This window comes from Streptomyces phyllanthi (assembly GCF_009377205.1).
Classification (GTDB): Bacteria; Actinomycetota; Actinomycetes; order Streptomycetales; family Streptomycetaceae; genus Streptomyces; species Streptomyces phyllanthi.
Genome location: NZ_VJZE01000227.1, coordinates 1 through 14,309 on the forward strand (window position 1 = coordinate 1; position 14,309 = coordinate 14,309).

The following is a 14,309-nucleotide window of genomic DNA, read 5'->3' on the forward strand; positions in this document are numbered from 1 at the left end:
CCCCCGGCCACCGCCCGGCCTTTCCCGTCCCACCTCCTGATTGGCCTGCCCATGACCGAAACAGTCCCCACGGGGTCGCCGATATCCCAGACCGCCGACAGCGACGGCCGGATCGAGCTCGCCCCCGAGGCCTTCCCCGCCGACAGCCCCTTCGCCAACGAGGATCTGCGGCCCGTCCCCGTCTCCGAGCGCAAGTGGACGACGTACAACTTCGCGGCCCTGTGGATCTCCATGGCCCACTGCATCCCCAGCTGGACCCTGGCCTCCGGCCTGGTCGCCCTCGGCATGGACTGGAAGCAGGCCGTCTTCACCATCGCCCTGGCCAACATCATCGTGCTGCTGCCGATGCTGGCCACCGGGCACGCCGGACCCAAGTACGGCATCCCGTTCCCGGTGCTCGCCCGTGCCTCCTTCGGTCTGCGCGGTGCCAACATCCCGGCGCTGATCCGTGCCGCCGTGGCCTGCGGCTGGTTCGGCATCCAGACCTGGATCGGCGGCAGCGGCATCTTCGCCCTGGGGTCCAAGCTCACCGGCGGTGAGTGGGAGAAGGCCGGTCAGATCGCGGGCAACCCCTGGCCGCTGTGGCTCTGCTTCGTCCTGTTCTGGGCGGCGCAGATCGCCATCATCTACCGCGGAATGGACTTCCTGCGGCACTTCGAGAACTGGGCCGCGCCCTTTGTGATCGTCGGCGCCTTCGTGCTGCTGATCTGGATCGCCGTCAAGGCGGACGGCTTCGGCGAACTGCTGTCGCAGCCCTCGAAGCTGGGCTGGGGCCCCGACTTCTGGCCGGTCTTCTTCCCCTCCCTGATGGGCATGATCGGCTTCTGGGCCACCCTGTCCCTCAACATCCCCGACTTCACCCGCTTCGGAGCCAGCCAGAAGGCCCAGACCTGGGGCCAGTCGCTCGGCCTGCCCACCACGATGACGCTCTTCGCGATCCTCGCCGTGCTGGTCACCTCCGGCTCGGAGGTCGTCTACGGCGAGGCGATCTGGGACCCGGTCACCCTGGCGGCCAAGACGGACAGCGTCTTCGGTCTGCTGTTCGCACTGATCACCGTGCTGGTCGCCACCATCTCCGTGAACATCGCGGCGAACGTGGTCTCCCCGGCGTACGACCTGGCGAACCTGGCCCCCAAGTTCATCAACTTCCGTACGGGCGCGCTCATCACCGGTGTCATCGGCGTGCTGATCTTCCCGTGGAAGCTCATCTCCACGCCCGAGTTCTACATCTTCACCTGGCTCGGTGTGGTCGGCGGGCTGCTCGGCACGGTCGCGGGCATCCTGATCGCCGACTACTGGATCGTCCGCCGCACGGTGCTCCACCTCGCGGACCTGTACACGCCCGGCGGCCGTTACTGGTACTCGTCCGGCTGGAACTGGAAGGCCGTCGCCGCCTTCGTGGTCGGCGGTGTGCTCGCGGTCGGCGGCTCGTACTCGGCCGTGGACGCGAAGGGCGTGGCGACCGGGCCCTTCCCGGCCGACGGGCTGATCCCGTTCCTGAAGCCGCTCGCCGACTACGGCTGGGCCGTGGGCCTGGCCACGTCGCTGGTGCTGTACGTGGCGCTGATGGGCGGAAGGGAACGGCAGACGGCCGACGCCTGACGGTCCGCCTGACGGGTTCGCTTGGCGGTGGCGCCCGACGGTCCACCTGGCGGTGTGGCCGCGCTGGACGAACGTCGCCCTACTGGGCTTCGGTCAGCGCGGCCACGGCCTCCTTCGCGGCCTTGATGGCACCCTTGTTGATCTCGTCCGTGCCGGGTGCCTTCTTCGTCTCGAAGTCGCTGCCGTTGTACGTGACGACCACCACGGCATTGGCCACGCGGGCGATCACCGCACCCTCGCGGGACTGCTGCTTGTCCTCGGTGGTGAGGTTCACGACCGAATAGGCCGCGTCGCCGAGACCGGGCACCGCCCCTCCGCCGCTCTTCTCCGTGACGCGCTGCTCGTAGGCGGACTTGGCCTTGGCGTCGGAGTCCTTGATCTCGTACGACACGTCGAGCCAGCGGTAGTCGTACCCCTTGAGCGCGTTCCAGGAGCAGGTGCGGCGTACGGACCTGTCGGAGGACGTTATTTCCTGCCCGGCCGTCTTGGCGCCCGGGACAAGAGATTTGACCGTTTTCTCCGCGAGGCTGTCGCAGGGCGCGGGCGGCTTCGTATAGGTCTTGGCGGCCGCGGACGTCGAAGGGGCGGACTCGTCGGACCCGGGCGCGGCCGCGTTCTTCCGGCCCGAGTCGTCGGCGGCGGGAGCCGCGGCGAAGGGACCGGACGTCAACGCCCAGCCCGCCGAGGCGAGCAGGGCGACCGGCAGCAGGCGCGCGGTGAGAGCGAGCGGCAGAGGAAGTTCACGCACGGTGGGGTTCTCGCGGAGTCGGTGCGGGGGTCCGCACGGCGGTGGGGGACGCCAGTGTCACACGACAGCCTGTGGGGCGGAAGTGCCAACTCGCTCCGTGTGTGAGTGGTGACGGCGGTTCGCGGTTGACGGCGGGGTCAACCGCGCACCGATGAGCCCTCATTGCGCTCCCCGGCCGGGAACGTGTTCGCGGAGTCACGGAGTCGCGGATTCCGTCGAGGTGGCGTGCCATGATCGGGCTCATGAGCCCGATACGTCGCCGTACGGCACCCTCCGCGTTACCGGTCGCCGCCGTCACCGCCCTGGTCGTGAGCGGCTGCGGGCTCTCGGCGGAGCTGGAGCGTGAGGCGGACCCCGGTCGTACGGGGCGGCCCTCGGTGACGGCCGCGTCCGCGGGGGCGGAGCCGCCGGGGCTGTCGCCCTCGGACCCTCCGATCGACACCGGGCCGCTGGACCCTCCCGCGCCCATGCCGTCCGACTCCTGCCCGTCCTCCGGTGTCCGGATCGAGCCGGGCCCGGTCAGCGCCGCGATGGGCCTGCGCGCAATGGGAGTGACCCTCACCAACTGCGGCAGGACGACGTACCGCCTGGCCGGCTACCCGAAGCTCCAGGTCCTCGACGAGCATCGCGAACCCCTGGACGTCCAGATCCTCCAGGGCACGGAGCCGATCACCACGGGGCAGCCCGACTCCGGCCCGAAGCCCGTCACCCTGAAGCCCGGCGAGTCCGCCATGACCGAGCTGGTCTGGCGGAACACGGTCACCGACACCACCACGACCGCCGTCAACGGCACGTACCTGCGGATCACTCCGGCGAAGGGCGGGCCCTCCGAGGTGATCACCCCTCAGGGCCGTATCGACCTGGGCAACACGGGGCGCATCGGGACGACGGCGTGGGAGAAGACCCCTGCACCTTGAACAGGGCGCCCGGCTGCCGGGTGTCACCGTCCGCCCCGGCGACGCCCGCCCGCTGCCCGCCGAGGACGCGGCGTACGACGTGGTGCTCCTCCTCGGGCCCCTGTACACCTGCTGGAACGGGCCGACCAGGTGCGGGCGTTCGCCGAGGCGCGCCGGGCCGTCAGGCCGGGTAGGCGTGGGTCTGCGCCGCCTTGACCGTCGCCCAGACCGGGGCGCCGGGGTGGAGGCCCAGTTCGGCGGCGGCGACCGTGGTGAGGTCCGCGACGAGAGGGAGTTCGCCGGTGAGGTCGGCGCGGATCTGGTCGCCGTGTGTCTCCAGGCCGGCGACCTCGCAGTGCCAGAGGTTGCGGGCGCTGGTGCCGGTGGGGCGGTCGCGGTGGAGGGTGACGGCGCTCGGGGGGAAGGTGACGAAGACCGGTCCGGCGAGGTCCTCGGTGGTGGTGATCGAGGGCCCGGAGCCGAGTCGTACTGTGTGCCCTTCGGCCTGCCCCTTGTAGAGGTTCAGGCCGACCAGGTGGGCGATGTAGTCCGTACGCGGGTGGCGGGCGATGTGGCCCGGTGTGCCTTCCTGCACCACGTGGCCGTCCTCGATGACGACGAGGCGGTCGGCCAGGACCATGGCGTCGAGCGGGTCATGGGTGACGAGTACGGCGACGGCCTCGAAGTCGGCGAGGTGGCGCCGGAGTTGGGCGCGGATGTCGAGGCGGGTGCGCGCGTCGAGCGCGGCGAGGGGCTCGTCGAGGAGCAGCAGCCGCGGATGGGTGGCCAGGGCGCGGGCGAGGGCGACGCGCTGGGCCTGGCCGCCGGAGAGGCGGCGGGGCTTGGCGCCGGCGTGCTCGGCGAGCCCCATGCGCTCCAGCCACTCGGCGGCCCGCGCACGCGCCTCCGCCTTGGTGGCGCCGTGGCAGCGGGGGCCGAAGGCGACGTTGTCGAGGGCGGTGAGGTGGGGGAAGAGCAGGTAGTCCTGGAAGACGACGCCGACCGGGCGGGACTCGGGCGGCGTACGCTCCAGCGAGTCGCCGTCGAGCCGCAGGTGCCCGTCCGTGAGGGGAGCCAGGCCGGCCAGCGCGCGCAGGGCCGTGGTCTTGCCTGCGCCGTTGGGGCCGAGCAGGGCGACGACGTCACCGGGGGCGGCCTTCAGTGTGACGTCGAGGCGGAAGCGGCCCCGGTCGACCACGAGACGGGCGTCCAGCCCCTCGTCGGCGGGACGCGGTGCGGTGCCGGACGGGTGCGAGGTCTTCTCGATGTCGGTCATGAGGCGGTCATCCGTCGTCGGTCGTCGGTCGTCCGTCGTCGGTCGTCGGTCGTCCGTGGAGGTCGTCGGTCGTCCTTCGGTCATGAGGCGGTCATCCAGCGGTCGCGCAGTCCCGCGAGGACCGCGATCGACACGGCCAGCAGGACCAGACTGAGGGCGATCGCCGCCTCCGGGTCGCTCTGCAGGGCAAGGTAGACGGCGAGCGGCATGGTCTGCGTACGGCCCGGGAAGTTGCCGGCGAAGGTGATCGTCGCGCCGAACTCGCCCAGCGCCCGCGCCCAGGCGAGGACCGCGCCCGCCGCGATACCCGGTGCGACCAGCGGCAGCGTGACCCGGCGGAACGCGGTGAACCGGGAGGCGCCCAGCGTGGTCGCGGCCTCCTCGTAGCGCGGATCGGCGGCCCGCAGGGTGCCCTCGACGCTGATGACGAGGAACGGCATGGCGACGAACGCCTCGGCGACCACGACCCCGGCGGTGGTGAAGGGCAGGGTGATCCCGAACCACGCGTCCAGCCACTTCCCGACGACCCCGTTGCGGCCGAGCGCCATCAGCAGCGCCACACCCCCGACCACCGGGGGCAGCACCAGCGGCAGGGTGACCAGGGCCCGTACGAGGCCGCGTCCCGGGAAGTCGACGCGGGCCAGCAGCCAGGCCAGCGGCACGCCGACCACCAGGCTCACCGCGGTGGCCGCCGTCGCGCAGAGCAGGGACAGTTGCAGGGCCTGCCACACCGCCGGGCTGGTCAGCCGGCCCGGCAGACCGGCCCACGGGGTGCGGACGAGCAGGGCGATCAGCGGCAGGACCAGGAACGCCAGACCCACGAGCGCGGGCAGCAGCAACGGCAGGGGAACCGGGCTGCGCCGCCGCGAGACGGCCGCCCGGCCGCGCCGGCGTCGCGGTCCGCCCGTCGGGGGGCCGGGCACGGGGCCGCACTCGTCGACCTGGGTCACGGCTTGAGGAACCCGGCCCCGGTCAGGACCTCCTGGCCCTCGGCGGACCGCACCAGCGCGATGAACGCCTTGGCGGCCTCGGCGTTGGGGGCGTCCTTGAGCAGGGCGATCGGATAGTCGTTGACGGCGTCGGCGGACTCGGGGAACTCCACGCCCTCCACCTTGTCACCCGCGGCGTCCACATCGCTCTTGTAGACGACCGCCGCGTCGGCCTCCTTCAGCTCGACCTTCGTCAGGGCGGCCTTGACGTCCTGCTCGTACGACACCGGTGTCAGCTCGAGGCCGCCGGCCTCCAGCGCCTTCTGCGCGGCGGCGCCGCACGGCACCTCCTTGTCGCACAGCACGACCTTGAGACCGGACTTGGTGAGGTCCTTGAGGGAGGAGATCCTTTCGGGGTTGCCGGGCAGGGTGGCGATCTCCAGCTGGTTGCGTACGAAGGTGGCAGGCGTACCGGAGGCGTCCCCCGCGTCCGTCACGATCGCCATCGTCCTGGGGCTGGCGGAGGCGAACACGTCCGCCGGGGCGCCACCGGTGATGCTCGCGGCGAGCGAGTCGCTGCCGCCGAAGCTGAAGGTCACCTTCGTGCCCGGGTGCTCCTTCTCGAACTGCTCGCCCAGTGTCGTGAAGCTCTCCTTCAGCGAGGCCGCGGCGAACACGGTGACGGTGCCGGAGAGCCCCGAGGAGCCGGACGTGGCGGTCGAGGAGCCGTCGGAGGAGGAGCAGGCGCTCAGGGCCAGCAGTGCGGCGGCACTCGCACCGGCCGCCTGCGACATCCGGCGGGGGCGGCGGATCCGGCGCACGGAACGGGTCATCAAGGATCTGCTCCTTCTTACGGACTCGCGGCGAGGCAGCTGCTTCACCGGTCCGGTGGGTGTGCGTACGTCGAGACGAGCATACTTCCGCATATGCAAGGTGCAAAGGTCACCTGGGATCGCATAAGCAGGGACGCCAGCGCTGATGGGCGGTATATGCGGTGGGAGGCTCGCTCGGGTGCGGTCCGTCGTCCTGGACGTGCCGGGTCGGCCGAAGGGGAGCTGCCGCACTGTGCCCTGCGGCACTGGCCTTTGTCGTACCCGGGCCGGGCTCGTGTGGCAGCCGTGAATTGTTATCCGCCCGGGATCCAACAGGGCGGACAACTGGCGACAATACGGACAACCGGGCCCTTGACCAGGCCGTATGGCAGCCAGGATGCTGAGCCGCCCCCCACGGCCCGCATCCCTCATCTGCGTCAGAGGACTCCCGCCATGCCCATGCCCATGCCCTCGTTGTCCGTGGCCTCTCGGGCTCTCATCGCTCTGCCCGCCGCGGCAGCCCTGTTCCTGATCGCGGGCGCGGTGCCCGCCGCCGCGAGCGACGACACCTACACCGTCCAGCTGCGCCAGGAACTTCCGCGTACCGCCACCTCCACCAGCGGTGGTGTGCCGCAGAAGGACAACAGCGAGTGCCCCGGCATCTCGGCGGCCCAGGACGGGTGGCACTTCGTTCTGCCGGGCAACTCCTCGCACTTCGTCAAGCTCACCGTGACCTTCGAACCCGGCGGACAGCAGGTGGTCACCGACTTCGGACCGCCGTCCGACAAGCACGCCTACGTCGCTTCGGCACCCGGCGCGGAACTCACCTCCGCCATCGCCGAGGTGCAGGGCGGTGAGCTGGAACTGTTCAACCTCTCGCACACCTGCCCCGCGCCGGCGTCGGCCCCCTCCGAGAAGCCGGAAGAGAAGCCGGAAGAGAAGCCGGAGGAGAAGCCGGAAGAGAAGCCGGAGGAGAAGCCGGAGGAGAAGCCCGCAGACGAGCCGTGCGACGAAGCCCCCGCAGACGTCTCCGACACATCCTGCGAGGACACCTCCGGCGAAACCTGCGAGAAGACCTCCTCCGACACGTCCAGCGAGCCGTGCGAGGAGACCTCCGGCACGCCGTCGGACGACGCGTCGGCCACGCCCAACGGCGGCAGCGACGGTGACCTGGCGGCCACCGGTGCCGGACCCGCCATCGGCATCGCCACCGCGGCGGCCCTGATGCTCACCGCCGGCGGCTATCTGGTGCTGCGCCGACGCAGGACCGCCGCGCAGCAGGACTGACGGCCCGGCACCGCACACCGGTGGCGGCCAGAGCGTAGGGCGGCTCCGTCGTGGTGAGCCGCCCCGGCCTGGTACTCCCTGGCCGTGAGTACCTCACGCTTCAAGGCTGAACTGCTCCGGGGCGGTCCTGAACCACGGGTTCCACGTGCTGAGACACACGTACGCTTCCCTCGGTGCCGGAGGCAGGGAAGAAGGGGCGCATGGCGATCGATAGCCTGCTGGGGGAACGGGGGGAGGAGAGCTCCGGCCCGAACTCCCCAGATTCTCCCCAGGACCGGCCCTGAGCGCCGATCGGTCCGGTCGATGCGCGGAAGCAGCGAGGTGAGAGGCCGTATGTTCACCACCCGCCCCACCCTCCAGGGCACCTTCGGCATGGTGTCCTCCACTCACTGGCTGGCCTCGCAGTCGGCGATGGCCGTTCTGGAGAGCGGGGGCAACGCGTACGACGCGGCCGTGGCCGCGGGCTTCGTCCTGCATGTCGTCGAGCCCCACCTCAACGGCCCGGCGGGGGAGGTCCCGATCGTCCTTGCCCCGGCGGGCGGCGAGGTCAGGGTCCTGTGCGGGCAGGGCGTCGCACCCGCGGGGGCCACGATCGAGCACTACAGGGGACTCGGTCTGGATCTCGTCCCCGGTACCGGGCCCCTCGCGGCGGCCGTACCCGGCGCGTTCGACGCCTGGATGCTGCTCCTTCGCGACCACGGCACCAAGTCCCTTGCCGATGTGCTGAAGTACGCCATCGGGTACGCGGAGCACGGGCACGCTCCCGTGGAGCGCGTCGGCGAGACCGTCGAGACCGTGCGCGGCCTCTTCGAGGAGGAGTGGACCTCGTCGGCGGAGGTGTACCTGCCGGGCGGGAAGGCCCCGCGCGCGGGAGAGCTGTTCCGCAACCCCGCGCTGGCCGCCACCTGGAAGAGGCTGCTCACCGAGGTGTCCGGGGCCGGGGACCGGGAGGCCGAGATCGAGGCGGCGCGGGAGGTGTGGCGCACCGGATTCATCGCCGAGGCGCTCGTACGGCAGGCCGGGCGGCCCACGAAGGACACGAGCGGCGAGCGCCACACCGGCACGCTCACGGCCGCCGATCTGGCGTCCTGGTCCGCTTCCTACGAGGCGCCGGCGACGTACGACTGGAACGGCTGGACCCTGTGCAAGGCGGGACCCTGGAGCCAGGGCCCGGTGCTGCTCCAGCAACTCGCGCTGCTCCCGCCCGAACTGCCCCGGTACGGGTCCGCGGAGTACGTGCACCTGCTCGTCGAGGGCTGCAAGCTCGCGATGGCGGACCGGGAGGCATGGTACGGCGACGCGGCCGAGGTGCCGCTGGACGAGCTGCTGTCGGAGGAGTACAACGCGGCGCGGCGCGCCCTCGTCGGTGACACGGCCTCGTACGAACTGAGGCCCGGCGGTCCCGGAGGGCGCGTTCCGCGGCTGAGCGCCCACGCGCGCGTGGTGGCCACCGACGACCCCGGCTCCCACCCGATGGGAGCCGGCGAGCCGACGGTCGCGAAGAGCCCGCTGTCCCCGGTGCCGGGTGAGCCGGACGTCGCGGCGCACGGGGGCACCCGCGGCGACACCTGCCACCTGGACGTCGTCGACCGCTGGGGCAACATGGTCGCGGCCACGCCCAGTGGCGGCTGGCTCCAGTCCAACCCGGTCGTGCCCGAACTCGGCTTCCCGCTCGGCACCCGGCTGCAGATGACCTGGCTGGACGAGGGCCTGCCGAACTCCCTCACCCCCGGCCGGCGCCCCCGCACCACGCTCACGCCGTCGCTCGCGCTGCGCGACGGGGTGCCTGTCATGGCGTTCGGCACGCCCGGCGGCGACCAGCAGGACCAGTGGCAGCTGCACTTCTTCCTCGCGGTCGCCCTGCGCCCCCGCGTCCGGGGTGGCCTCGACCTCCAGGGCGCCGTCGACGCGCCGAACTGGCACAACGACGGCTTCCCCGGCTCCTTCTACCCACGCGGCATGCGCCCCGGCAGCGTCACCGTGGAGTCCCGTACGCCCGCCGAGGTCGTCGCGGAACTGCGCCGGCGCGGCCATGACGTGACGGTCGGCGACGCCTGGTCCGAGGGCCGGCTGTGCGCGGTCGCCCGCGATCCGGAGACCGGTGTGCTGTCCGCGGCGGCGAACCCGCGGGGCATGCAGGGCTACGCGGTCGGACGCTGAACACCGCCGGGTCCCTCAAGGCGGCTGCCGGCAAGGGGCCTCCGGCGCCCCGCGACTTTCGGTGTTCACGGTGATTCCACCCACACTGCACCGGCAGGGCGGGATTTGTCAGTGGTGCGTGCTCTCATGGAGACATGATCGAAGACACGGAAACCATCGACGAGTTTCTCGCCCGGCGCCTCACCGACGTCGAGGAAGCGGTGCGTAAGGCGGCCGCCGCGGAGATCATGCCGCGCTTCCGCCGGCTCGCCGCGCACGAGGTCGACCAGAAGAGCGGCCCGCACGACCTGGTGACGGACGCCGACCGGAAGGCCGAGCTGTATCTGACGGAGGCGCTCACCGAGCTGCTGCCCGGCTCCGTCGTGGTCGGCGAGGAGGCGGTGCACGCCAACCCGGCTTCGTACGAGGCGATCAGGGGCGAGGCGCCGGTGTGGATCGTCGACCCGGTCGACGGCACCCGCCAGTTCGTCCACGGGAACGACGGGTTCTGCACCATGGTCGCGCTGGCCGAGGGCGGGGTCGTCCAGGCCTCCTGGATCTACGCGCCGGCCCTCGACCGCATCGCCGTCGCCGTACGGGGCCGGGGTGCCGCCCTCGACGGAGAGCCCCTGCGCGCGGGCTCACCGGTGCCCGGCGACGATCTGAGGGTGGCCATGTCCCACCCGGACTACACGACCGAGGAACAGAAGCGCGACCTGCTCAGCCTGTGCACCGAAGGAGTCGCGGCGCGCCCGTGCGGGTCGGCGGGCCTCGAGTATCTCGCCATCGCCCGGGGCGAGTTGGACGCGACTGCCTTCTCCTGGGAGGCGGCCTGGGACCACGCCGCCGGCCTCCTCCTGGTCGAGGAGTCGGGCGGCACGCATCTGACCCGCGCGGGGGAGCCGTTCCGTATTACCGGCTCCAACGCCCTGCCGTTCACCGCGGCCCGGGACGAGGCCACGGCTCGCCGGGTGGCGGGACTGCTGTCGGGCGGAGCCTGACCTGCGGGGCCCGATCTGACGGACCCGCACCGCGAGCACCCTGTCACCCGCCGCACACCACCCGTGGCCGGGCCTGTCGGTCCCCCGGCATATCCTGATCAGGAGTGGCCATCGGCTGACGAAGGAGTCCGAAGGTGCCGTCGATGCTCGATGCGGTCGTGGTGGGTGCGGGGCCGAACGGACTGACGGCTGCCGTGGAGCTGGCCCGTCGGGGCTTCTCCGTGGCCGTGTTCGAGGCACGGGACACCGTCGGCGGGGGCTGCCGTACCGAGGAGCTGACGCTGCCCGGCTTCCGCCACGACCCCTGCGCGGCCGCCCATCCCCTGGGCGTCAACTCACCCGCGTTCAAGGCCATGCCGCTCGACCGGTACGGCCTGGAGTGGCTGCACGCCGAGCGCCCCATGGCCCACCCGTTCCTCGACGGGACGGCCGCCGTGCTGTCCCGGTCGGTGGCCGAGACCGCGGCCTCGTTCGGGCCGCGCGACGCCGGGACGTACCGCAGGCTGGTCGAGCCCTTCCTGCCCCGCTGGGACACCCTGGTCCGCGACTTCATGTCCCTGCCGCTGACCGCGCTGCCCCGCGACCCGGTCACCCTGGCCCGCTTCGGGCTGGTCGGCCTGCCGCCGTCCACCTGGCTGACGCGCCGTTTCCGCGACGAGCGCGCCAGGACCCTGTTCGCCGGGCTGGTCGCCCATGTCATGGCCCCGCTCGACGGGCTCGCCACCGGCGCCGTCGGCCTGGTCTTCGCGCTGGCCGCGCACACCGGCGGCTGGCCCGTCGCCCGCGGCGGCTCGCAGGCCGTCTCGGACGCGCTCACCGCGTACCTCCAGGACCTCGGCGGCACCGTCCACACCGACTACGAGGTGAAGCGCCTCGACGATCTCCCGCCCGCGCGCGCGTACGTCTTCGACACCTCCCCGGCCTCCCTGGCCCGGATCGCGGGCTTCGGCCGCTACTACGAGACGTACCGGTACGGGGCGAGCGTCTTCAAGGTCGACTACGCGCTGGACGGCCCCGTGCCATGGACGGCCGAGGAGGCGCGCGGCGCCGGCACCGTCCAGGTCGCGGCCGGCGAGTCGGAGATCGGCGCCGCCCTGTACGCGGCCTCCCGCGGGGACCGCGCTCCGGACCCGCCCTTCCTGATCACCGTGCAGCCCAGCGTCGCCGACCCCACCCGGGCTCCCGAGGGCAAGCACGTCTTCTGGGCGTACGGCCACGTTCCCAACGGCTGGACCGGCGATCTCACGGACGCCATAGAGCGCCAACTGGAGCGCTTCGCACCGGGGTTCCGTGACCGTGTGCTGGCCCGGGCGACCGCGGGACCGCCCGAACTGGCCGCGCGCAACGCCAACTACGTCGGAGGGGACATCGCCTGTGGCGCGGCCTCCGGGCTCCAGCTCCTGCTCCGGCCCAGGCTCTCCCTCCGGCCCTACAGCACCCCGCATCCAGCGGTGTTCATCTGCTCGTCGGCTACTCCGCCGGGACCCGGTGTGCACGGCATGTCGGGGCACAACGCGGCCAAGGCGGTGTGGAGACGGCTGCGGGCCCAGCCCAAATGACCCCCCTTTACACCTGGTTGAGAGTTGACGAAAAGGGAAATCGCTGTCGTCTTTGTCACTCCCGTTACCTGGTAGTAGATAACTGAGGGTTCAAGTGCCGCGAGTAAAGTGCGGACATGAAAGATCGGAAAGCGGCTCTCCGCTTCGGATCCCGGTCTGCTGTGCGCCTCGCCGATCTCGCGGAGCTCGTCAGGGCGCCGGCCGCGCTGAGTGTCCCCGGTGATGTGATCGCGGGAGCGGTCGCAGCCGGACACCCTCTGGGCGCCCGCACCTTAGGAATCATCGGGTCGTCCATATGCCTCTACTGGTCCGGTATGGCCCTCAACGACTACGCCGACGCCACCGTCGACGCCGTCGAACGCCCCCGACGGCCGATCCCCTCGGGTCGCGTACCCCGCCGTACCGCGCTGGCCGTGGCGGGCGGGCTGACCGCGGCGGGTCTCGGGCTCGCGGCCGTCGCCGGGGGGCGGAGGAGCCTTGTGGGAGCGCTCCCGCTGGCGGGCCTGGTGTGGTCGTACGACCTGAGGCTCAAGGCCGGCCCGGCGGGCGCGGCGGCCATGGCGGGGGCCCGAGCGCTGGATGTCCTGACCGGTGCGCTGGCCCCAGGGAAAGGGCCGAGGGGGAACGTTTCTGTCGGCGAAGCGCTGCTCCGCGGGGCCGTACCCGCCGCCCTCGTCGGCGCCCACACCTACACGCTCACCGCCCTCAGCCGCCACGAGATCTCGGGCGCCCCCGCCCGCCTGCCGACCGCGACCCTCGCCGTCTCCACGACGACGGCGCTCGCCACGGCGCTCCCCGCCGTGCGCGCCGCGGCCACCCGCACCGGGCGCCTCCCGGCCACCTCCCGCACCTGGCCGGCCGTGCTTCGTACCGGCGTGGTCGCCGCGGGCGCCCTCGCCTACCTCGGCACGTACGGGACGGCCCAGGCGCGCGCCGTGCGGGAGCCCTCCGGGGAGAACGTACGGCGGGCCGTGGGCGCCGGAATCCTCGGACTGATGCCCCTGCAGGCGGCGCTCACCGCACGCGGCGGAGCACCGGCCGTCGCCGCCGCGCTCGGTGTCGCGCACCCCCTGGCGCGACGGCTGGCCCGGCGCATATCCCCCACCTGACCCCACCGAGACCTCGCTGAGGAACCGTCCGTATGCAACCTCCCCCCACCCCACTCAGATTCGGCTACGGCACCAACGGCTTCACCCACCACCGGCTGACCGACGTCCTCGTCGTCCTCGCCGACCTCGGGTACGACGGAGTGGCCCTCACCCTCGACCACGTGCACCTCGACCCGTACACCGACGACCTGACCCGACGCGTGGCCGTGCTGGCCAAACACCTCGCGCGGCACGGACTGGACGTCACCGTCGAGACCGGCGCGCCCTACTTCCTCCACCCCTGGGGCAAGCACCTCCCCACGCTGATGTCCGACGGAGCCGAGCTCCGGGTGGACCTGCTGCGGCGCGCCCTGCGCATCGCGGCCGACCTCGGGTCGCCCACCGTCCACCTCTGCAGCGGTCCCGCGCCGGAGGGGCTGCCGGAACAGGACGCGTGGAAGCGACTGGCCGTCGGTGTCGGGACGGTTCTGGAGACGGCGGAGAAGTACGGCGTGGCGCTGGCCTTCGAGCCGGAGCCGTACATGTTCGTCGACACCGTCGAGCGCTGCCTGGAACTCGCCGAACGCGTCGAGGGGCACGAACGGTTCGGGATCACCCTGGACATCGGGCACGCGCACTGCGTGGAGGAGCGGCCCGTGCTCGACTGCGTGTCCCTGGCCGCCCCGCGGCTGCGGAACGTGCAGATCGAGGACATGCGGCGCGGTGTCCACCAGCACCTCGAGTTCGGCGCCGGCGAGATCGACTTCCCGCCCGTGCTGTCGGCCCTGCGCGAACTGGAGCACCGCGGTCTGGTCTCCGTCGAGATCCAGGGCGGCTCCCTCGACGCCCCCGAAGTGGCCCGCCGCTCCATCGAGTTCCTGCGCGCGGCAGCGTCGTAGGCCCGGCCTCCTGGAAGCCCACCACTCCCGCGACCTCACTGGAGGTTCTCACGTGGTCGTCACACTCCCGCCC

12 protein-coding genes and 1 pseudogene are annotated in these 14,309 nt (G+C 72.1%); 9 read left to right on the plus strand and 4 right to left on the minus strand.

Annotated elements, in window-relative coordinates; genetic code table 11:
• Window positions 1-51: 51 nt before the first annotated feature.
• A complete protein-coding gene (locus FNH04_RS27105) occupies window positions 52-1,602 on the plus strand; it encodes an NCS1 family nucleobase:cation symporter-1 (RefSeq protein ID WP_152788420.1) in 1,551 nt (516 codons plus the stop codon).
• A 79-nt stretch (window positions 1,603-1,681) separates the two neighbouring features.
• Here FNH04_RS27105 and FNH04_RS27110 read toward each other — a convergent pair whose 3' ends face one another.
• Complete coding sequence (locus tag FNH04_RS27110; protein WP_322723971.1) at window positions 1,682-2,350, minus strand: hypothetical protein; 669 nt, start codon at window positions 2,348-2,350, stop codon at window positions 1,682-1,684.
• 242 nt (window positions 2,351-2,592) lie between these two features.
• Here FNH04_RS27110 and FNH04_RS27115 point away from each other — a divergent pair, with 242 nt between their 5' ends.
• Both FNH04_RS27115 and FNH04_RS47925 read left to right on the plus strand, forming a co-directional pair.
• Window positions 2,593-3,267 carry a DUF4232 domain-containing protein gene (locus tag FNH04_RS27115; protein WP_152788421.1) on the plus strand — a complete coding sequence of 225 codons (675 nt, stop codon included), beginning with the start codon at window positions 2,593-2,595 and terminating at the stop codon, window positions 3,265-3,267.
• Window positions 3,260-3,438, plus strand: a pseudogene (locus FNH04_RS47925) (class I SAM-dependent methyltransferase); the annotation flags it as partial. The gene FNH04_RS27115 and the pseudogene FNH04_RS47925, both read left to right, overlap by 8 nt.
• On the opposite strand, the gene FNH04_RS27125 reads toward FNH04_RS47925, so the two are convergent.
• The 3 genes from FNH04_RS27125 to modA all read right to left on the minus strand — a co-directional run bounded on the left by FNH04_RS27125 (window position 3,428) and on the right by modA (window position 6,284).
• Window positions 3,428-4,522: an ABC transporter ATP-binding protein gene (locus tag FNH04_RS27125; protein ID WP_152788422.1), complete on the minus strand. Its 1,095-nt coding sequence runs from the start codon at window positions 4,520-4,522 to the stop codon at window positions 3,428-3,430. The pseudogene FNH04_RS47925 and the gene FNH04_RS27125 sit on opposite strands and share 11 nt — an antisense overlap.
• 80 nt (window positions 4,523-4,602) lie before the next feature.
• Window positions 4,603-5,472 carry a molybdate ABC transporter permease subunit gene (modB, locus tag FNH04_RS27130; RefSeq protein ID WP_322723973.1) on the minus strand — a complete coding sequence of 290 codons (870 nt, stop codon included), beginning with the start codon at window positions 5,470-5,472 and terminating at the stop codon, window positions 4,603-4,605.
• On the minus strand, window positions 5,469-6,284 hold the full coding sequence (gene modA / locus FNH04_RS27135) for a molybdate ABC transporter substrate-binding protein (RefSeq protein ID WP_152788423.1): 816 nt from the start codon (window positions 6,282-6,284) through the stop codon (window positions 5,469-5,471). Before modA ends, modB begins: the two co-directional genes overlap by 4 nt.
• A gap of 432 nt (window positions 6,285-6,716) precedes the next feature.
• On the opposite strand from modA, the gene FNH04_RS27140 reads away from it, so the two are divergent.
• The 6 genes from FNH04_RS27140 to FNH04_RS27170 all read left to right on the plus strand — a co-directional run bounded on the left by FNH04_RS27140 (window position 6,717) and on the right by FNH04_RS27170 (window position 14,236).
• Window positions 6,717-7,550: an LPXTG cell wall anchor domain-containing protein gene (locus FNH04_RS27140; RefSeq protein WP_228031636.1), complete on the plus strand. Its 834-nt coding sequence runs from the start codon at window positions 6,717-6,719 to the stop codon at window positions 7,548-7,550.
• A gap of 333 nt (window positions 7,551-7,883) precedes the next feature.
• Window positions 7,884-9,710: a gamma-glutamyltransferase family protein gene (locus tag FNH04_RS27150; protein ID WP_152788424.1), complete on the plus strand. Its 1,827-nt coding sequence runs from the start codon at window positions 7,884-7,886 to the stop codon at window positions 9,708-9,710.
• A gap of 134 nt (window positions 9,711-9,844) precedes the next feature.
• Window positions 9,845-10,690, plus strand: coding sequence for an inositol monophosphatase family protein (locus tag FNH04_RS27155; RefSeq protein ID WP_152788425.1), 846 nt, complete (start codon window positions 9,845-9,847; stop codon window positions 10,688-10,690).
• Between the two features lie 143 nt (window positions 10,691-10,833).
• A complete protein-coding gene (locus tag FNH04_RS27160; protein WP_152788426.1) occupies window positions 10,834-12,249 on the plus strand; it encodes a phytoene desaturase family protein in 1,416 nt (471 codons plus the stop codon).
• Window positions 12,250-12,365: 116 nt separating this feature from the next.
• Window positions 12,366-13,358 carry an SCO3242 family prenyltransferase gene (locus tag FNH04_RS27165; RefSeq protein ID WP_152788427.1) on the plus strand — a complete coding sequence of 331 codons (993 nt, stop codon included), beginning with the start codon at window positions 12,366-12,368 and terminating at the stop codon, window positions 13,356-13,358.
• A 32-nt stretch (window positions 13,359-13,390) separates the two neighbouring features.
• Window positions 13,391-14,236: a sugar phosphate isomerase/epimerase family protein gene (locus tag FNH04_RS27170; protein WP_152788428.1), complete on the plus strand. Its 846-nt coding sequence runs from the start codon at window positions 13,391-13,393 to the stop codon at window positions 14,234-14,236.
• Window positions 14,237-14,309: the final 73 nt, after the last annotated feature.